This window comes from Flavobacterium sp. (assembly GCF_046073885.1).
Classification (GTDB): domain Bacteria; phylum Bacteroidota; class Bacteroidia; order Flavobacteriales; family Flavobacteriaceae; genus Flavobacterium.
In genome coordinates this window covers 37,518-57,738 of the sequence record NZ_JBJTND010000048.1, presented here as the reverse complement: position 1 = coordinate 57,738, position 20,221 = coordinate 37,518, and the positions used below count along the sequence as shown (strand labels likewise).

The following is a 20,221-nucleotide window of genomic DNA, read 5'->3' as shown; positions in this document are numbered from 1 at the left end:
TTAAGATATGTACGGAAAAATCCAACAGCACTTACAAAATGAATTAAACACCATTGAGCAAAATGGACTTTTTAAAAGAGAGCGCGTTATCACCTCACCACAGGGAGCAGAAATCACAGTGAATGGAAAAACGGTATTGAACTTTTGTGCCAACAATTATTTGGGATTGTCGTCCCATCCCGAAGTGATTCAGGCAGCTAAAGACGCCTTAGACACACATGGGTTTGGTATGTCGTCGGTGCGTTTCATTTGTGGAACGCAGGATATTCATAAAACATTAGAAAAAAAGATAGCCGATTTTTATGGCACCGAAGACACCATTTTATACGCCGCTGCTTTTGATGCAAACGGAGGTGTATTTGAGCCATTATTGGGTGAAGAAGATTGTATTATTTCCGATAGTTTGAACCACGCATCTATTATTGACGGTGTTCGTTTGTGTAAAGCGGCACGTTACCGTTATGAAAATTCCAATATGGAAGATTTAGAACAACAATTAATTAAAGCAACCGAGGCTGGACATCGATTTAAATTGATTGTAACCGACGGAGTATTTTCTATGGACGGTTTGGTAGCTCCTTTAGATAAAATTTGTGATTTAGCAGATAAATACGATGCTTTAGTAATGGTGGATGAGTGCCATGCTGCCGGATTTATTGGTGCAACAGGAAAAGGAACTCTTGAGGCAAAAGGAGTTATGGGGAGAGTAGACATCATTACTGGAACTTTGGGTAAAGCACTGGGAGGCGCCATGGGAGGGTATACTACAGCAAAAAAAGAAGTAATAGAAATCTTACGCCAGCGTTCGCGTCCGTATTTATTTTCAAATTCTTTAGCGCCTGCAATCGTTTGGGCATCAATTAAGGTATTTGAACTGCTTGAAAAAGACACTACTTTAAGAGATAAATTAGAATGGAATACCAATTATTTTAAAGCAGGATTGCGTGCAGCGGGGATTGATTTTATAGATGGAGATTCGGCTATAGTTCCCGTAATGCTTTATGATGCTAAGCTTTCACAGGTTATGGCAGAGGAACTCTTAAAGAAAGGAATTTACGTTATTGGATTCTTTTATCCAGTGGTTCCAAAGGATAAAGCGAGAATCAGAGTGCAGCTTTCTGCAGCCCATACTAAAGAGCATTTAGATCAAGCTATTAATGCATTTATTGAGGTGGGTAAATCCTTAACAATCATATAACATCGAATTTTTTCGCTAACATTTTGATAATTCATTAATTGGTGTTACTTTTGCACTATTATATATTTATAATCTAACAAAATTAAGTATGAAACATCTTAACAAATTATTTGCTTTATTAATGCTAGTAGGATTAGGTTCTCAAGCGCAAGATAGAGACAACGTGTGGGCTATTTCGTTTGGAGCAAACGCAGTAGACGGAGGCAGAGTAAGTGCTGCAACAACTATTAAAGATCAATTTTCTCAGTATTTTGATGCTAAAGATTACTGGAATATGCAGTCTTCAGTAAATACGCTTACAGTATCTAAATATGTAGGAGACAATTTTACATTCGGAGTTACTGGATCCTTAAACAAAATCTCTAAGTATGTTGGAGATAAAGTATACGATCAAGCTACTTATACAACTATTTATCCAGTATCTAATCCTGGAGATTTAATGTATTATTCATTGGACGGAGTTGTAAAATACAGCTTTATGTCTTTAATTAAATCAAATTCAATTGAGCCATCTCTTCACGTTGGTGGAGGTTACACTTGGTTAGGAGAAGCTTCTGCAGGTACTGTTAACGGAGGTTTCGGTTTAACTTATTGGATGGTAAAACAAGTAGGTCTTTCTTGGAATTCTACTTACAAACATTCATTTGATGATTCAAGAATTGTTAATACGGATGTGCCTAGCCACATGCAACACTCTCTTGGAATTATTTTCAAGTTTGGTGCTAAAGATGCAGATGGAGACGGAATCTACGATCGTTTAGATGCTTGTCCAGAAAATGCTGGTCCAAAAGAATTTAACGGATGTCCTGATACTGACGGAGATAAAATTATTGATAAAGATGATGCTTGTCCAGAAGTTGCTGGTTTAGCTGAATTCAACGGATGTCCTGATACTGATGGTGACGGAGTTGCTGATAAAGATGATGCTTGTCCAGAAGTTGCTGGTGTTAAAGCATTAGCTGGTTGTCCAGATGCTGACGGTGACGGTATTGCTGATAAAGCAGATAAATGTCCTCAAGTAAAAGGTCCTAAAGAAAATGCAGGTTGCCCATGGCCAGATACAGACGGAGATAAAGTTTTAGATAAAGACGATAAATGTCCAGAAGTTGCTGGTACAGTAGCTAACCAAGGTTGCCCAGACATGAATGACGCAGCTGAGAAAAAATTAAATGAATTTGCTAAAACTATCTTATTTGATAGCGGTAGAGCTTCATTCCAAAAACAAACATTATCTGTATTAAAATCAATTACAGCTATATTAAATGAGTATCCAAAAGCTAAATTTAGCATTGAAGGACATACTGATAACGTAGGTAAAGCTGCTACTAATCAAAAATTATCTGAGCAAAGAGCTGCTGCAGTTAAAGCTTATTTAGTAGCAAATGGTATCGCTGCAGATAGATTAACTTCATCTGGATATGGTCAATCTAAACCAATTGATTCTAATGATACTAAAGCTGGTAAAGCTAACAACAGAAGAGTTGAAGTGAAATTAGTAAAATAATTTCTTACCAAATATTTTAAGAAACGCCTCGATTATCGAGGCGTTTTTTTTATATTTAACCGATGGAAAACACTACTTTCTTAAACAAACTTGCACAATTACTATTAGAAGATTATACCGATAAATTATCGGATACCATTATTATTCTTCCTAATAGAAGAGCAAAGGTTTTCCTTATTGATGCGTTACTAAAGCAAACTCCCAAAACCATTTTTGCGCCCGAAATAATTAGTATCGAAGATTTTATTCAAGATATTGCCGGTATTCGATCTATAGATAGCGTAGAATTATTATTTGAGTTTTATACCGTTTATTTAGAAATTACCCCTACCGATAAAGAATCATTTGAAACATTCGCTAATTGGGCTAAGACCCTTTTACAAGATTTTAATGAAATTGATCACTATTTGTTAGATCCAGATAAGGTCTTAAAATATCTTGAAAACATTAAAGAAATTGAACATTGGTCGGTTGATATAGATAAACGAACCGATTTAATTGAAAAGCACTTAATTTTTTGGAAAAAATTACCTCTATATTATCACTCTTTATATCAATATTTATTTGAAAAAGGAATTGGCTACCAAGGATTGATCTATAGAGAAGCCGTGAATAACCTCAATCATTTTACAGAAACAGTAAAAGATAAAACATACCTTTTCGCAGGATTTAATGCTTTAAACCAAGCTGAAGAAAAGATTGTACAACACCTTTTAACTTTAGATAAAGCGAAAATTTATTGGGATATTGATTCCGTTTTCATGCAAGATAAAATGCATGACGCCGGACTTTTTCAGCAACGTTTTCAAGCCGAATGGCCTTATTATAAAAACCATCCCTATGAATGGATAACCAATGATTATAAGCAAGAAAAAAACATTCAAATTATTGGAACACCAAAATCAATTGGGCAAGCAAAAATTGTTGGTAATATTATTGAACAACAAAGCACCGAATTAAACGGACAATTACAAAATGTAGCAATAGTACTTGGAGAGGAAAATTTGTTACTTCCAATATTGTATTCTTTGCCTAGTAATTCAGGGCCTTTAAATATTACCATGGGGTTTTCTAGCAAGAATAATCCAGCACAATTATTAGTTGCTAAATTATTTAAAATGCACACCAATGCGGTGACTAGGAATGCAAAAAGTTATGTGTTTTATTACAAAGATGTTTTAGATATTTTAACACACCCTTTATTAGAAAGCTATTTAAACACCTCTGATTTGGTGTATCGAATCAATCAAAATAATTACACTTTTATAATTCATTCAAAGTTGGCCGATTTACATCCAAATGGCAACGAACTTTTTCATTTATTATTTCAAAAGTGGGAAAATAGTCCCTTAGAGGTTTTAGAAACAATTTCAAAAATTTTATTAATAATAAAATCCAATTTAAGTAAAGATACCGAAGAAGAGAAGATAACTAATGCCTTTGTATATTCTATTTTTAAGATTATTAATCAATTGATTTCTTATTTTTCAAATGCTTCAAATGTCAATTCAATTGATACTCTTTATGCCATATATAAACAAATAATTGATGTTGCCGAAGTTTCATTTGAAGGAGAACCATTAAATGGATTACAAATAATGGGTGTTCTTGAAAGCAGAGTTTTAGATTTTGAAACTGTAATTATAACTTCGGTAAATGAAGGAAAATTCCCAGCTGGTAAAAGTGCCAATTCATTTATTCCGTATGATGTGAAAAGAGAATTGGGATTGCCAACTTTTAAAGAAAAAGACGCTATTTACACCTATCATTTTTACCATTTATTACAACGTGCAAAGAACATTTATCTGTTATATAATTCAGATAGTGAAGGTATGGATGCAGGTGAAAAGAGTCGATTTATCACACAATTGAAAGTTGAAAAACAAGACAATCATAAATTATCTTTTCAAACATTTAATGCCGAAGTGCCAGAAATTGCAACGCAACCAATAGTGATTCCAAAATCGGAAAGTGTATTAATTCGACTTAAAGAAATTGCCGAAAAAGGCTTTTCACCTTCTTCATTAACTACCTATATTAGAAATCCAATTCAGTTTTATTTTCAAAGAATTCTACGAATTTCTGAAATTGATGAGGTGGAAGAAAACATTGCTGTAAATACTTTAGGCACCATTATTCATGGAGTTTTAGAAGAATTATACAAACCACTTATTGGCAAAATATTAATTGAAAACGACATTGCCACTTGCCTTAAAAAAGTAGATGATGAGGTTGTAAAACAATTTAAAAAAGAATACAAAGAAGGCGATATCAAAAAAGGTAGAAACCTTTTAGCTTTTGAAGTTGCCAAACGAAACGTGCAAAATTTCTTAAAACTCGAATTGGAATCGATAAAAAATGGTGATGAAATTCAAATCATTGCACTGGAATCGAAACTAGAACGAATTCTTGAGCATCCTTCCTTGCCTTATCCTGTTAAGATTGCCGGAAATGTTGACCGAATTGAAAATAGAAACGGAAAAATTAGAATTATAGATTACAAAACCGGAAAGGTTGATAAAAATGATGTAATCCTAAAAACTTGGCAAGACCTTACGAAAGAAATTGGTAATGATAAAATCATTCAAATTCTAGCCTATGCATTTATGTACCAACCGGATTGTAATGGGTTAGAAATGGAGGCCGGAATTATTTCGTTTAAGAATTTAAAATCGGGGTTTTTACCGTTCAACCTAAAAACAGAAATCGGGCTTGAACAAGATATTACTCCTGAAATAATGGAAAGTTATTTAGAAGAAATTGTACTATTATTAAACACCATTTTTAATTCGGAGTTGCCATTTGAAGAAAACAAATAGGTGTTGAATTAAATGGATTTTAAAAAGGTTAAAAGTACTTTTTCCAATGCTGTTTTGTTTTCCATATGACTCATATGACCATCAGGAAAAGTCGTAAGCTGAACTGAAGTCCCTTCAATTTGAGAGACAACTTCTTGGTAGATTAATACTTCATCTTTTTTTCCAAGAATTAAAAGAATGGGATATTGAGCAAAATGTAAAATCACCTCTCGATCTTTTCTAATTTTCATGCCTTCTAATGCGGCAACTACTCCTTGCAAAGGAGTTTTTAGCGCTTCTAATTTTACTCTTTCGATGGAGTCTGCCAGTAAAGTTCTGTTTTCTTCACTAAATAAATTGGCAATGCTCATGCGTACAAAAGCGGAGTAATTCTGTTTTACCGCAACAATTGCACGATCTCTATTTTTTTTACGGTCTGGGCTATCTGCTCTTGAGGTTGAATTTAACAGCACCAATCCTTTCATGAAATCTGGGTATAATTCGGCGAAAGCCAAAGCAACATAACCACCCATTGAATGCCCAATAAATACTGTTTTTCTAATTTTTAATTCCTGTAAAACGGCATGAACCATGTCTGCTTGATCCTCCATAGAATGAACATAACCAAGGCATTCGGTTTGCCCATGGCCTAATAAATCTATAGTGATGATGCGGTATTTTTTGGAAAGTTCAGGCACCAATTCCTCCCACATGGTTTGGTTTTCTAAAAACCCATGTAGCAAAACAACAGCCGTGCCTTTACCTTGGTCGGTGTAGGAAATTTTGGTGTTTTTGTAATGCAACATTTTCATACTTGCAAAAATAGATTTTTTTAAATTCGAATTAATGCAACTTTGCAAATAAAAAAACGGCTCACTAAAATGAACCGTTTTTTTGTAATCTTGAGTATATTGAAGTATATTACTTCTTAAGAATTCATCAAACTCTCAATTTCATCTACTTCAATTGGTATATTACGCATTAAGTTGAACGCTTCGCCTTTTTCTTGAATTACCATATCGTCTTCAATACGGATCCCAAAACCTTCTGCAGGAATATAAATTCCTGGCTCTACTGTGAAGACCATATTGGCTTGCATTGGCTCGTGTAATAATCCATAATCATGGGTATCTAACCCCATATGATGCGAAGTTCCGTGCATGAAATATTTTTTATAAGCTGGCCAATCTGGATTCTCATTTTGCACATCGGCTTTGTCAATTAATCCCAGACCTAAAAGTTCGGAAGTCATGATTTTGCCCACTTCTACATGATATTGTTTCCACAAAGTTCCTGGAACCAACATTTTTGCAGCTTCATTTTTTACATTTAAAACCGCATTATAAACTTGTTTTTGTCTGTCTGTAAAACGTCCCGAAACCGGAACCATTCTAGTCATATCGCTAGAATAATTAGCATATTCGGCACCCACATCCAATAATAATAAATCACCTGCTTTACATTGTTGGTTGTTTTCAATGTAGTGCAACACATTTGCATTGGCACCCGAAGCAATTATGGGAGTATAAGCAAATCCTTTTGATCGATTTCTTAAAAATTCGTGAGCAAATTCGGCTTCAATTTCATATTCCATTACATTTGGTTTCACAAAATTTAATATTCTGCGAAAGCCTTTTTCAGTAATATCACAGGCACGCTGAATTAAATCTAACTCCTCGTTTTCTTTTACAGATCGGATACGCTGCAAAATAGGATTCGATTTTTCAACCTTATGACCTGGATAGTTTTCTTTCCACCATTTTACAAAACGTGCTTCACGAGTTTCAGTCTCAATGGTAGCGCGATAATGCTCATTGGTGTTGATGTACATCGTATCTGCATAGGCCATAATTTCTTTTAAAGTTTTATGAAAATCCTGTAACCAAATTACAGTTTTTACACCCGAAACTTCAAAAGCTCTTTCTTTTGTTAATTTTTCACCTTCCCAAACAGCGATGTGCTCATTGGTTTCTTTTAAGAAAAGAATTTCCTTCAAATTTTCATAGGGTGCATCTGGAAAAAGCAACAGAATACTTTCTTCTTGATCAACACCCGATAAATAAAATAGGTCACGATGCTGTGCAAAAGGCAAAGTGCTATCTGCAGAAACCGGATAAATATCATTGGAGTTAAAAACGGCAACGCTATTCGGTTTCATTTTTGAAACAAATTTGGCTCTGTTTTTAATAAACAGATTACGGTCAATTTGATGGTATTTCATTGTTATTAATTTTCTTTTTCAAATTTAGAAAGATAAATGTTAATAGTTGTTAAATGCTCATGAAAAAAGCGCATTGTTTTTGCGTTTTATTATCTTTAACAAATAAAATTAATAAAATGAGAAGATTATCCTTGTTTCTTTTTGGTTTGCTTTCGATGATTTCATATTCGCAAACTAAATTAATTTCCCACAAGAGTCATAATGGAAGCAATAAAAATTTTAGAATTGCATTAGAAGAAAATCTATTTGATATAGGAGATTCTAATCTTGGCGATGTGCCTTACAGAGAAATTAAAAATGCAAAATTAGATACAGTAAAATATATATCTAAAGACAAATCGGTAATGATAACCAGTGAATATTGTAAAACCGAATATAAATACAACAGAATGAATGAAGATAAATCATTAGGAGAGTTATGGAAACAAGGAGCTGATACCGTTTTCAATCATCCATTATTTTCAAAAAAACATGCACTGGATAGTATAAAAAATGTCCTGAAACTACAGTTTTATTTTAAAAATGATATAGACAAAGTAATATTTATTGGCTTTGATAATAAGCCCCAAAAAAAATCAAAGAAAAAAGCAGGGACCTATTTGGACAACAACACCGATATTAACTTTCCAATAAAACCATTTTTGATGTTAAGCATTTTTTTAATTTCAATTATTGCTATTTATTTTATCTGGAAAACGACTACATATAAAACTTTAGTTTCCAATTAATGAAAAGTTTTTTAGAGAAAAGTCTGGCTTTATTTTATGTCTTTGTATTTATTTTTTTTCCATTAACTATAAACGGAAAAGAATGGCAATTTCAACTCACAAAAGTTATTTTTTCTAAACCAATTGCATTTTTTGAATCGCTTTTTTTCCCAAATGCGCTTCAAACTATTGATTTTTCTTCGGATACTATTGCGTTAAATTTGCTTTTGCTGGTTTTGTTTTTACTTGCAATTCTTGCATTGTTGCTGCTGCGATTTTTCAAAATAAAAACAGATAATCTGGTTTTTATTTCACGAGTTATTTCATGCTATTACATTGCTTTCATTCTTTTAAGTTATGGATTTGATAAAATATTTAAAGCCCAATTTTATCTTCCTGAACCCAACATTTTGTATACTCCTTTTGGAAATTTATCCAAAGATATTTTATATTGGAGTACTCTAGGAACCTCCCGGTATTATTCTGTTTCCATGGGGATTATAGAGGTTTTGGCCGCTATATTAATTCTGATTAAAAGAACTAGGATCTTAGGGCTGCTAATCTCAATTGGCATTTTATTAAATATTATTTTAATCAATTTCGGATTTGATATTTCGGTAAAAACATTTTCGATTTTTCTTCTTGCAGTGACTTTTTTTGCGGTTTATCCAAATAGTAAATCGCTATTGGGTTTTTTGGTTTTTCAAAAAAGAGAACAGCTACCATTAAATAATCAATCAATTGTAGGCAATTCTGTTTTGAAGATTTGGATGAAATGTATTGTGGTTGGTTTGTTTTTTCTTCAAATTTTGTTTCCTTATTTTAAATCACAAAATTTCAATGATGATCTGCAAGAGCGTCCTTTTTTGCATGGAGCGTATCAAGTAAATCAAATTTTGCTTAAAACAGATACACTAAAAACAGTTGATTTTTCGATACAGAAAATATTTATTCACCGAAATAACTATATAATTTTCCAAAGCAAAAACAATGAAATGACCGACTATCATTTTAAAATAGACACCCTCCAAAAAAAACTATTGCTTCAAGATTATCATAAAAAGACTATTGGAGTTGATTATGATTACATCAAAAAAGACAGCACTTTAATACTAAAATTCAAAAATTATTGTATTGTTTCGAAAGAAATAAATTGGAGAAAATTACCTGCGTTGCAGAAACAAATTCATTATACCATAGACGAAGTTCAATAAAATTGATGAATTGCTATTGAGATAATTTAGATGTTAGAAATCGGTTTAACAAATAAGATGTAGAATATCACAATAATGCCAACTTTATTCTCGTTATTATAATAAAGTTATAAAAACCTACTATATTCGTAGCAATATTCAGACTTTTGAGCAATCAAATTTAAAAAGCAATCCTTCAGTTATGAAAAAATTACTTTTGTTTACCATTTTATTAGGGACTAGTTTCTCTTTTTTTTCCTGCGAAGATTTAGATGACAACCCAGCAGAACCAATGTTGATTATCAAATTTAAATTTGATCCCACTCAAGCCCGATTGAATAATTTAGGTCAGCCAACAGCAGTAGCTGCAGGGCACGGGGCGCAGTCACCGATATTTAATACCATTTCATCACATTATATTGAATTAGCTCCAAATGCAACTACACAATTAGGAACGGGAACTATTTTATACCACGCTCCCGAAACTACCCTTGGCGGAGCCAATGCAATTGATTTCAGTAAATCGAAAATTGTAGCCGAAGGGGAGTCTTTTTTAGAAATTCCATTACGAGCTATTGCTGCAGGAAATTACCAGTGGTTGCGCGTTTCATTATCGTATCAAAATTATCAAATCAATGTTCGTAGTTCGGGTCAAGATTACCAAGGGACTTTAGCAAGTTTTGTTGGATTCAACACCTATATTGGCACCCATACCATAGGAAATGCTATTTTTCAAGTTGATGGAAATAGAGCACAAGGGTATTGGGCTTTTGCTTTAAATAATTTACCGTATTCAACCTCTGGGCAAGCGCCAGCCAATGCAACTACAGTTCCCAATCCCATTGCATCAACTTCTCCAATTCCGGCTGGATCTTGTGTAGTAACCGGACAATTTGCAAATCCTCTAACAATTACGGGCCTAGAAAAAAAGAACATTGTGTTAACCGTTTCGCTATCAACAAATAATAGTTTTGAGTGGATTGATTTAAACAATGACGGGAAATATGAGCCATCAGCAGGTGAAAATGTGGTAGACATGGGATTACGTGGATTAGTTCCTTCTTATGGGAATTAATTTTGTTTAACAAAAACTGTTGATTTTTAGCATATTGAATGCGGATATTCAACAACTGTTAAACCCATTTTAAACTCATTATAAATTATTGCGAAAAGGTTGTAGTATAATTGAATTTGCTGTATTTTTGTTTGATTTTTTTAAATAAACAAATACAACTATGGCAAAATCTTCTTTTTTGAGTTCTTCTATTGCTAGAAAAGTTGCAATGGCACTTTCGGGACTCTTCTTGGTTACCTTTTTAGCACTTCACTTTTTTATCAACCTAACCTCTGTATTTAGCGAAGAAGTTTTTAATGCATGTTCTCAGTTCATGGGATACAATCCGTTAATTCAATTTGTGATGCAACCCATACTTGTTGCAGGAGTTGGCTTCCATTTTGTAATGGGAATCATATTAGAGGCGCAAAATAATAAAGCTAGACCAGTTTCTTATGCTAAATACAACGGAGCTGCAAATGCTTCTTGGGCGTCTAGAAATATGATCGTTTCGGGACTTGTAGTATTGGCGTTTTTAGGATTACACATGTATGATTTTTGGGTACAAGAAATAGTTTACAAATACGTAGATGTTAATTATGTAAACCCAACAAGATATTACGGTGAGATGGTAGAGAAATTTCACAATCCAATTCGCACTGGCTTATATTGTGTATCTTTTTTATTACTTTCATTACACTTATGGCATGGATTCAGTTCTGCTTTTCAATCGGTAGGATTCAATAATAAATTTTCTAAAGGAATTCAAAAATTTGGATATGCTTTTGCAATACTTGTTCCTTTCGGATTTATATTCATTGCTTTATTCCATCATTTTTTTAATAATTAAAATTTCAGAATAATGAAGTTAGATTCTAAAATACCAGAAGGACACATTTCACAGAAATGGACCGATTATAAAGACCACTTAAAATTAGTTGCTCCAAATAACAGACCAAAAATTGACATTATTGTAGTTGGTACAGGATTGGCTGGTGCCTCTGCTGCAGCTTCTTTTGGTGAAATGGGTTATAATGTAAAAGCATTTTGTTTTCAAGATTCTCCGCGTAGAGCGCACTCTATTGCAGCTCAAGGAGGAATTAACGCAGCAAAAAATTATCAAAATGATGGAGATAGTATCTTCAGATTATTCTACGATACCATTAAAGGAGGTGACTATAGAGCTCGTGAAGCAAACGTTCACCGTTTAGCCGAAGTTTCTGGGAACATCATCGACCAATGTGTTGCACAAGGGGTTCCGTTTGCAAGAGATTATGGTGGATTGTTAGATAACCGTTCATTTGGTGGAACTCAAGTTCAAAGAACTTTTTATGCTGCCGGTCAAACAGGACAACAATTATTATTAGGAGCGTATTCTGCTTTATCAAGACAAATAGGTTTAGGACGTGTTAAGATGTTTAACCGTCACGAAATGTTAGATCTAGTAAAAGTAGATGGTAAAGCCCGTGGAATAATAGCTCGTAACTTGGTTACTGGTGAATTAGAAAGACATTCAGCACATGCTGTAATCATTGCTTCAGGTGGATATGGAAATGTATATTTCCTTTCTACAAATGCTATGGGAAGTAATGTTTCGGCAGGTTGGAAGGTACACAAACAAGGGGCTTTATTTGCTAATCCTTGTTTTGTTCAAATCCACCCAACCTGTATTCCGGTTCACGGAACAAACCAAGCAAAACTGACATTAATGTCGGAATCGTTACGTAATTCTGGACGTATTTGGGTACCAAAGAAAAAAGAAGATGCTGAAGCAATTCGTGCAGGTAAATTAAAACCTACTCAAATTGCAGAAGAAGATAGAGATTATTACTTAGAAAGAAAATATCCTGCATTTGGAAATTTAGTACCTCGTGATGTGGCTTCTAGAGCTGCAAAAGAAGTATGTGATGAAGGACACGGAATTGAAGCAAACGACACCAACGAAGGGGTTTACTTAGATTTCTCAACTGAGATTCAAAATAAAGGAAAACAAGCAGCTTATGCGAAAGGAAACCACAATCCGTCTCCAGAAGAAATTACTGCTTTAGGAAAACAATGGTTGGAAGAAAAATATGGTAACTTATTTACCATGTATCAAAAAATCACTGACGAGAATCCGTATGAAACGCCAATGAAAATATATCCTGCGGTGCACTACACCATGGGAGGTGTTTGGGTTGATTATAACTTACAATCAACAATTCCAGGTTGTTTCGTTGCAGGAGAAGCCAACTTCTCTGATCACGGTGCAAACCGTCTTGGTGCTTCGGCATTAATGCAAGGGTTAGCAGATGGATATTTTGTATTGCCTTATACGGTTTCTAATTATTTAGCAGATGAAATCCGTACTGGAAAAATCTCTACCGAAACACAAGAATTTATCGATGCAGAAAATAGAGTTAAAAACTCAATTGACAAGTTCTTAAACAATAAAGGTTCTAAATCGGTGGATCATTTCCACAAGCGTTTGGGATTAATTATGTGGAATAAAGTAGGAATGGGTAGAAATGAAGCTGGCTTAAAAGAAGCTATTGCTGAAATTGCTGCTCTTAAAGAAGAATTCTACAAAGAAGTTAATGTTCCTGGAAGTGCAAATGAGTTCAATCCTCAATTAGAAAAAGCGCTACGCGTTGCTGATTTTATTGATTTAGGACAATTAATGGCAATGGATGCGTTACAAAGAAATGAATCTTGTGGAGGTCACTTCCGTGAAGAATATCAAGACTCTGAAGGAGAAACACTTCGTGACGATGAAAACTTCTCATTTGTTGCAGCATGGGAATACAAAGGAGATGACATTAGCAAAGAAGAACTTCATAAAGAAGAATTGAAATACGAGTTTATCAAAATTGCAGCTAGAAATTATAAATAATAGAATTATGTCTTCAGCAAAAAATATTAATATTACCCTAAAAATTTGGCGTCAAAAAGACTCTAAAGCTAAAGGAAATTTAGAGACTTATAAATTAGATAATGTTTCTACGGCGAGTTCGTTTTTGGAAATGTTAGACCAATTAAACGAACAATTAATAAACGATAAAATAGAACCTATTGCATTTGACCACGATTGTCGTGAGGGAATTTGCGGAATGTGTTCTTTATACATTAATGGTCGTGCTCACGGTCCAGATACCGGAATTACTACTTGTCAATTACACATGAGAATGTTTAAAGATGGGGATACTATTTTTGTTGAACCATGGAGAAGTAGAGCATTTCCAGTAATTAAAGACTTAGTTGTGGATAGAAGCGCCTTTGATAGAATTCAACAAGCCGGAGGTTTCGTATCGGTAAACACTTCTGGTAATACAATTGATGCCAATGCTACTCCAATTCCAAAAAATGATGCCGACAAAGCTTTTGAAGCAGCAGCTTGTATTGGTTGTGGTGCTTGTGTAGCTACTTGTAAAAATGGTTCAGCTATGTTATTTGTAGGAGCAAAAGTATCGCAATATGCATTGTTACCTCAAGGAAAAGTTGAAGCTACTAATCGTGTTTTAAACATGGTGCGTCAAATGGACGAAGAAGGATTTGGAAACTGTACTAATACCGGAGCCTGCGAAATCGAATGTCCAAAAGGTATTTCATTAGAAAATATTGCTCGTATGAATAGAGAATATTTAGCAGCAAGTATAAAATAAAATAGTATGATAAAAAGATTTTTGTTTTCAGTACTAATTAGCGCATCGCTTTTTTCATGTACTACAAGTGGAGGCTCAAATGGTGACTCAACTGGAGGTGGAGGATCTACAACTACTGCAGCAATGGTTACAAGAGTAGACAACGTGGTATATGAAATGCCACCACAATATGGCGGAAATCTTGCAGATGCTACTGGCGGAATGTTTGGAAACAATTATTTTTTATTAAATGGATATAAAAACATCAATAGTCTTAAAGCAAAAGTTGGGAGCACTATTTATAATGTAAATATTGCAATCCCTAAAAGTGATTTAACTTTAGGACAGCATCCGTTTTCTAGCAACCTTGTTGCTGGAGGATATTATGCCGATTTTGATATTACAGGTCCTGTACCTGCAGTAACTGTAAATACTACAAGCGGATACATAAATGTTACTAGTTATAATTCGACTACCAAAGAAATGAAAGGAAACTTTAGTTTTTATACCAACGATGGGGTTGATTTAGTGACACATTCCCACACATTGACTGGGACTTTTGATTTTATTTTAAATTAAAAATAAACAAACAATATTTAAAACGCATTCAATTAGTTGGATGCGTTTTTTTTATCTTTGAATTAAATTAGTTTCATGAAAAAATTAGCTGCCTTCCTACTTTTATCAATCACAATAAATTCTTTTAGTCAGAAACTGCACCAATGGGTTAACCCAATGATTGGAACCGGTGGCCACGGGCACACTTATCCTGGTGCAACAGTTCCTTTTGGAATGGTACAACTTTCTCCCGACACCCGAATTGACGGAAGTTGGGATGGGTGCTCAGGGTACCATTATGACGATACTACTATTTATGGCTTTTCACATACCCATTTAAACGGAACCGGCTGCTCTGATTATGGCGACATTATGTTGATGCCAACAATGGGAAAAGGAAAAATTTTAAATTCCGCATCTTATTCTTCCACTTTTTCTCATAAAAATGAAAAAGCTAGCGCTGGATTTTATTCGGTTAAATTAGACAAACATAATATTGATGTACGTTTAACGACATCAACAAGAGTTGGGTTTCACGAATATACTTTTAATCAATCCGGAGAGGCAAATATTGTTCTCGATTTGAATCACAGAGATAAATTACTGTATGGTGAAGTGAAAATCATTGACAATAAAACTATTGAAATTTTAAGGCGAAGTGAAGCTTGGGCTAAAGACCAATATGTGTATGCACGAATTGAGTTTAATGTGCCAATGAAAGTTTTTGGAAAAGGAAATCAAACTCAAAACGACAAACTATTCTCTGGAACTGAAGTAGCTGCGTATTTTTCTAAAACAGTAAAAAAAGGCGAAAAAATCCTTGTGAAAGTATCGCTATCGCCTACTGGATTTGAGGGTGCAAAATTAAATAGTTTCGAAATAAAAGGTTGGGATTTTAATAAAGTCAAACAAGATGCCGAGCAATTATGGGACAAGGAATTATCGAAAATTGAAATAACTTCAGATAATAAAGATAAAAAAACCATCTTCTATACTGCACTCTACCACACTATGGTACAGCCTAATATTGCTCAAGATATAGATGGAAAGTACCGCGGTCGGGACAACCAAATTCACAAAGCGGAAGGATTTAATTATTATTCGGTTTTCTCTCTTTGGGATACTTTTCGTGCCGCACATCCTTTGTATACTTTAATAGATAAGAAACGAACAGCCGATTTCATAAATACCTTTTTGAAACAATATGAGCAAGGAGGTAGATTGCCGGTTTGGGAATTGGCCTCCAATGAAACCGATTGTATGATAGGGTATCATTCGGTTTCGGTAATGGCAGATGCTATGGCTAAAGGAATTAAAGGTTTTGATTACGAAAAAGCATTTGAAGCAGCCAAACACAGTGCGATGTTAGATCATTTGGGATTGGATGCGTATAAAAAGCAAGGATTTATTTCTATGGACGACGAACACGAAAGCGTTTCCAAAACATTAGAATATGCCTACGACGATTGGTGCATTGCCCAAATGGCATTGGTTTTATTAAAAAAAGACGACTATGACTATTTCATGAAGCGTTCTCAAAGTTGGAAGAATGTCTTTGATTGGAATACCCATTTTATGCGACCTAAGAAAAACAGCGGTTGGGATAAACCTTTTGATCCAAGAGAAATCAATAATAACTATACCGAAGGCAATTCGTGGCAGTATTCGTTTTTTGTACCACAAGATATTCCCGGAATGATTGCAGCCTATGGAGGAGATAAAAAATTTGAAGCCAAATTAGACGAAATGTTTAGCAGCGAAAGCAAAACTACTGGTCGTGAACAAGCCGATGTAACCGGTTTAATTGGGCAATATGCCCACGGAAACGAACCGAGTCATCACATGGCCTATTTGTATAATTATGTAGGTAAACCTGAAAAAGCAACAGAAAAAGTACATTTTATCTTAGATAATTTCTACAAAAATAAACCAGACGGATTAATTGGAAACGAAGACTGCGGACAAATGAGTGCGTGGTATGTATTGAGTACTATGGGAATTTATGCAGTAACTCCAGGATTACCTAATTGGAGCGTTACAAGTCCTTATTTTAGCGCGATCAAAGTTAATTTTGAAAATAAATCAACCAAAACAATTACTAAGAATACCGATGAATATCGATTAAGAACATTTGATGCTTACAGCCCAGACGATGATTTGGCTCCAATGGAAGAAGATATCTATACCTATGATCCAATAAAAGAATTCAAAAGATACAAAGAAATTATTCCAGTTCCTGTAATTCAAGCAGAAAGCAAATCGTTTAAAGATGCAATGAAAGTTGCTATTATTTCTAAATATCCAAATGATAAAATTTATTACAGTATAAGTGACACAAACGATTATTTAGAAAAAAAACTACCTTCGGTTATTTACACAGAACCATTTGAGATTACAGAAACTGCAACCATTTCGGCTTATGTGAAAAATGATATAGACCAAAGCAATACCATTGCTGCAACCTTCTATAAAAAACCAAACAATTACACGATTGTTATCAAATCCAAATACAATCCGCAATACCATGCAGGGGGACCAGAAGGGTTATTGGACGGAATAAAAGGGATAGAAAATTGGCGCAAAGGCGATTGGCAAGGCTATCAAAGTCAGGATTTTGAGGCTGTAGTTAATTTGCAATCAGAGAAAATGGTATCCGATTTTAACGCTCGTTTTTTACAAGATTCCCGCTCCTGGATATTAATGCCAACTAAAGTAGACTATTATACATCGAATGATAATGTCAATTTTACACTAGTTGGGACTATTACCAATACTATCGATCCAAAAGAAACCGATAACAAAATACACGATTTTCAATTAAAGTTAGATAAAGAAATTTCTGCCAAATGCATCAAAGTGAAAGCCTATAATTTTGGTAAACTTCCAGAGTGGCATCAAGGGTCGGGTGGAGATGCCTTTATATTTATAGATGAAATAACTATTAAATAACAGTTTTTATTTACTTAAATCAAAAGGTTGTTCTACATCCCAATTGGCGCGAACATCTATTTCTTTTGGAAAATAAATAACTTCTTCACTTTGACGAAGTTTTAAGAAATCACCTGGAGTCCATTCTTGGTCCTTATTATCATCATAAATAAGGCGAAGGGTATATTTTCTTGGTTCCAATAAATCAAAGTTCAAAATGGTGTTTTTATCTGAATATTCACTAGCAATAACCACCTCTTTTTCTCCTAAAAGCTGAACGATCACCGGGAAACGTTTAACATTTTCTAGAGTAATTTTTAAATTACCATATTCGGTAATATCATTTGTAGAAAAATTATAAGATAAGGTATCATTTTTCAATTCGTAATAATCAAATAACGCACCCGGCAATAATTTCAAATTGTACTTTTCTAAAGGCTCTTTTGTAAATAAAAATTTAAGTTTTTGATTGTAATCGTCATATTCGGTTGTGAATTTTACTTCCGAAGAATCTTTCTTAATCAATTTCATTTTGGTTACATCCCATTTACTGATAGGGCTGTTCGAGTTAATTGCAAAGTTTTCTCTAAAGTGAATTGTTGCAGAAATGTCGGTTGAAAATTTTATACTATCCTTTTTCTGATCTCTTACTTTTAAGGAATAGTTTTTAATATAGTTGTTTTTTGATACGGCTATCTTAATACTGTCTCCTTTGGGTGCTTTAAACCATATTTGAAGGGAATCTTTGTTTGGTAATTTAGTAAGTTTGTATGAAAGTTCTTCCTGCCCTTTCTTTATTGAAATTTTCACATTCTTACTATTCCCTTCATAGCCCATTGTATATTTTGCGGCTGAGGCCTGATTGAAATTAATTGATTTAAAAGGCATTTCTTGTTTAAACAAATCCAATTCATATATCGTATCATTTGGAATTGTTATGAAGTCTTTTTGAAAACCAATTTTATCTGTTTTGGGATCAAATTTATTATTTGAATTAGCATCTTTCAAAGCAATTAAACGGTATTTCCCTTTTTTCAAATTTTCAAATTTTGCAATTTTCAAACTGTCTAATGTATTGGTAACATACCTTGGCGACTGTTTGTAGATAGCAGAATCGGTATATTTTTCGTTTACTTCATACAATAAAAGGGATACAAAATGATCTACATTTCTTGAAATAGCATCTTTAGTTTTTACACCTAATGCCAAAGAATCAATATAGTTTCCCGTTGAAAATACATATTTAAATTGTTGGTAGGGATTGCTCTCATTATTGTCTTGAATACTATTCCCAAAATTAAAGCTGTAGGTTGTATTAGGCTGCAAGGAATCTTTTAGTTTTAATGTAAGTTGTTTACTTGCCGTGGCTGGTAAAATTTCTAGTGGTGATTTCATAGGAGGAGAAATGATCAACTGCTTGGAAACATCCTTTAATTTTACAAATTCGTCAAATGTTAATTTGATTTCTTTACCATTAAAATTAATAGCACCATTTTTTGGAAAACTGTTAGTTAGAACAGGAGGAATTGTATCTTTTTTACCACCAGTAATCGATCCTCTTTTGGCACAACCAATAGTAATTATTGCTAATAATAGTAATAGATATTTACAATTTACGCTTTGCATTCCTTCTTAATTTATTCGCAAAATAACAATTATATTTAGAGGTAACGAAATCTTTTGATTTATAATTAACAAAAAATAATTATTGCGTCATTGCCATGCAAACAATGCTTAATCGTGCCCCCGGAATTTTTAGTAATTCTCTGCCGCACGATTCCAAAGTAGACCCAGTGGTGATTACATCATCAATAAGTAAAAAATGTTTGTTATGAAACGACTCATCCGCTGTTACACTAAAAATACTTTTTACTATTTCACTACGCCCCAAAATATTTTTATTTGTTTGCGTTTTAGAATACACATTCCGAAATAAAACGGTGTCGTTATAAGCAATTTTAGTGCTTTCAGAAAGTGCTTTCCCAAAGGTTTCCACCTGATTGTAGCCGCGTTCTTTCAAACGCCTTTTATGCAAAGGCACCGGAATAATGAAATCCACATCTTGAAGTTCTCTTATGTTTTTTAATTCTTCGGCATACCAATAACCTATAGAAGTTCCAATATCTTGATGGCCTTTGTATTTTAACTTGTGAATAAGCTCTTGTACGATTCCTTTTTTATGGAAATATAAAAAGGCACCTGCAAATTCAATTGGAATGCGCCCATAAAACTTCGCCATGGCCTCATTATTTTCAATTTTAGAATGATTGGTAAGCGGAATTTCATGTCGGCAAACAGTACAAATTACATTTTCATTGGCCAACAAAAAAGAATTACATCCTGCGCAAGCTTTCGGGAAAAATAGATTGAGTACCTTTTTGAACATAAGTCAAAATATTTGCTACTTAAATATAATAAAAATCCATTTAGGAAGATAATT

At 33.8% G+C, this 20,221-nt stretch carries 15 protein-coding genes; 11 read left to right on the top strand and 4 right to left on the bottom strand.

From position 1 onward, the window contains the following. Positions 1-7: 7 nt before the first annotated feature. The 3 genes from kbl (at position 8) to ACKOWY_RS06510 (ending at position 5,521) form a co-directional block, all read left to right on the top strand. Entirely contained in the window at positions 8-1,198 is a 1,191-nt protein-coding gene (gene kbl, locus ACKOWY_RS06520; RefSeq protein WP_408940632.1) for a glycine C-acetyltransferase, read from the top strand. Positions 1,199-1,286: 88 nt separating this feature from the next. Beyond that, complete coding sequence (locus ACKOWY_RS06515) at positions 1,287-2,702, top strand: OmpA family protein (protein WP_408940631.1); 1,416 nt, start codon at positions 1,287-1,289, stop codon at positions 2,700-2,702. 62 nt (positions 2,703-2,764) lie between these two features. Next, on the top strand, positions 2,765-5,521 hold the full coding sequence (locus ACKOWY_RS06510; protein ID WP_408940630.1) for a PD-(D/E)XK nuclease family protein: 2,757 nt from the start codon (positions 2,765-2,767) through the stop codon (positions 5,519-5,521). 8 nt (positions 5,522-5,529) lie between these two features. Here ACKOWY_RS06510 and ACKOWY_RS06505 read toward each other — a convergent pair whose 3' ends face one another. Both ACKOWY_RS06505 and ACKOWY_RS06500 read right to left on the bottom strand, forming a co-directional pair. Next, positions 5,530-6,312 (bottom strand): alpha/beta fold hydrolase, encoded by a 783-nt coding sequence (locus ACKOWY_RS06505; protein WP_408940629.1) that lies wholly within the window; start codon positions 6,310-6,312, stop codon positions 5,530-5,532. 116 nt (positions 6,313-6,428) lie between these two features. Next, positions 6,429-7,721, bottom strand: coding sequence for an aminopeptidase P family protein (locus tag ACKOWY_RS06500; RefSeq protein WP_408940628.1), 1,293 nt, complete (start codon positions 7,719-7,721; stop codon positions 6,429-6,431). Between the two features lie 116 nt (positions 7,722-7,837). Here ACKOWY_RS06500 and ACKOWY_RS06495 point away from each other — a divergent pair, with 116 nt between their 5' ends. From ACKOWY_RS06495 to ACKOWY_RS06460, 8 genes are all read left to right on the top strand, one after another. Beyond that, the gene (locus ACKOWY_RS06495) at positions 7,838-8,449 is read left to right on the top strand and encodes a hypothetical protein (RefSeq protein WP_408940627.1); all 612 of its coding nucleotides are present in this window, start codon (positions 7,838-7,840) and stop codon (positions 8,447-8,449) included. Then, complete coding sequence (locus ACKOWY_RS06490; RefSeq protein ID WP_408940626.1) at positions 8,449-9,642, top strand: hypothetical protein; 1,194 nt, start codon at positions 8,449-8,451, stop codon at positions 9,640-9,642. The genes ACKOWY_RS06495 and ACKOWY_RS06490 overlap by 1 nt, the downstream gene beginning before the upstream one ends. A 181-nt stretch (positions 9,643-9,823) precedes the next feature. Continuing rightward, the gene (locus ACKOWY_RS06485; RefSeq protein WP_408940625.1) at positions 9,824-10,696 is read left to right on the top strand and encodes a hypothetical protein; all 873 of its coding nucleotides are present in this window, start codon (positions 9,824-9,826) and stop codon (positions 10,694-10,696) included. 160 nt (positions 10,697-10,856) lie between these two features. After that, positions 10,857-11,525 (top strand): succinate dehydrogenase cytochrome b subunit, encoded by a 669-nt coding sequence (locus ACKOWY_RS06480; RefSeq protein ID WP_408940624.1) that lies wholly within the window; start codon positions 10,857-10,859, stop codon positions 11,523-11,525. Between the two features lie 12 nt (positions 11,526-11,537). Then, a complete protein-coding gene (locus ACKOWY_RS06475; RefSeq protein WP_408940623.1) occupies positions 11,538-13,547 on the top strand; it encodes a fumarate reductase/succinate dehydrogenase flavoprotein subunit in 2,010 nt (669 codons plus the stop codon). 7 nt (positions 13,548-13,554) lie between these two features. After that, entirely contained in the window at positions 13,555-14,316 is a 762-nt protein-coding gene (locus tag ACKOWY_RS06470; protein ID WP_408940622.1) for a succinate dehydrogenase/fumarate reductase iron-sulfur subunit, read from the top strand. Between the two features lie 6 nt (positions 14,317-14,322). Then, positions 14,323-14,874 carry a hypothetical protein gene (locus ACKOWY_RS06465; RefSeq protein WP_408940621.1) on the top strand — a complete coding sequence of 184 codons (552 nt, stop codon included), beginning with the start codon at positions 14,323-14,325 and terminating at the stop codon, positions 14,872-14,874. A 75-nt stretch (positions 14,875-14,949) separates the two neighbouring features. Then, on the top strand, positions 14,950-17,802 hold the full coding sequence (locus ACKOWY_RS06460) for a GH92 family glycosyl hydrolase (RefSeq protein ID WP_408940620.1): 2,853 nt from the start codon (positions 14,950-14,952) through the stop codon (positions 17,800-17,802). A gap of 6 nt (positions 17,803-17,808) precedes the next feature. Here ACKOWY_RS06460 and ACKOWY_RS06455 read toward each other — a convergent pair whose 3' ends face one another. Continuing rightward, a complete protein-coding gene (locus ACKOWY_RS06455) occupies positions 17,809-19,407 on the bottom strand; it encodes an Ig-like domain-containing protein (protein ID WP_408940619.1) in 1,599 nt (532 codons plus the stop codon). 79 nt (positions 19,408-19,486) lie between these two features. Then, positions 19,487-20,167, bottom strand: a complete 681-nt coding sequence (locus ACKOWY_RS06450) for a ComF family protein (protein ID WP_408940618.1) — start codon at positions 20,165-20,167, stop codon at positions 19,487-19,489. Positions 20,168-20,221 lie beyond the last annotated feature (54 nt).

Coding starts and splice junctions, on each gene's coding strand:
- kbl (WP_408940632.1), top strand. CDS start 8: ATGTACGGAAAAATCCAACAGCACTTACAAAATGAATTAAACACCATT.
- ACKOWY_RS06515 (WP_408940631.1), top strand. CDS start 1,287: ATGAAACATCTTAACAAATTATTTGCTTTATTAATGCTAGTAGGATTA.
- ACKOWY_RS06510 (WP_408940630.1), top strand. CDS start 2,765: ATGGAAAACACTACTTTCTTAAACAAACTTGCACAATTACTATTAGAA.
- ACKOWY_RS06505 (WP_408940629.1), bottom strand. CDS start 6,312: ATGAAAATGTTGCATTACAAAAACACCAAAATTTCCTACACCGACCAA.
- ACKOWY_RS06500 (WP_408940628.1), bottom strand. CDS start 7,721: ATGAAATACCATCAAATTGACCGTAATCTGTTTATTAAAAACAGAGCC.
- ACKOWY_RS06495 (WP_408940627.1), top strand. CDS start 7,838: ATGAGAAGATTATCCTTGTTTCTTTTTGGTTTGCTTTCGATGATTTCA.
- ACKOWY_RS06490 (WP_408940626.1), top strand. CDS start 8,449: ATGAAAAGTTTTTTAGAGAAAAGTCTGGCTTTATTTTATGTCTTTGTA.
- ACKOWY_RS06485 (WP_408940625.1), top strand. CDS start 9,824: ATGAAAAAATTACTTTTGTTTACCATTTTATTAGGGACTAGTTTCTCT.
- ACKOWY_RS06480 (WP_408940624.1), top strand. CDS start 10,857: ATGGCAAAATCTTCTTTTTTGAGTTCTTCTATTGCTAGAAAAGTTGCA.
- ACKOWY_RS06475 (WP_408940623.1), top strand. CDS start 11,538: ATGAAGTTAGATTCTAAAATACCAGAAGGACACATTTCACAGAAATGG.
- ACKOWY_RS06470 (WP_408940622.1), top strand. CDS start 13,555: ATGTCTTCAGCAAAAAATATTAATATTACCCTAAAAATTTGGCGTCAA.
- ACKOWY_RS06465 (WP_408940621.1), top strand. CDS start 14,323: ATGATAAAAAGATTTTTGTTTTCAGTACTAATTAGCGCATCGCTTTTT.
- ACKOWY_RS06460 (WP_408940620.1), top strand. CDS start 14,950: ATGAAAAAATTAGCTGCCTTCCTACTTTTATCAATCACAATAAATTCT.
- ACKOWY_RS06455 (WP_408940619.1), bottom strand. CDS start 19,407: ATGCAAAGCGTAAATTGTAAATATCTATTACTATTATTAGCAATAATT.
- ACKOWY_RS06450 (WP_408940618.1), bottom strand. CDS start 20,167: ATGTTCAAAAAGGTACTCAATCTATTTTTCCCGAAAGCTTGCGCAGGA.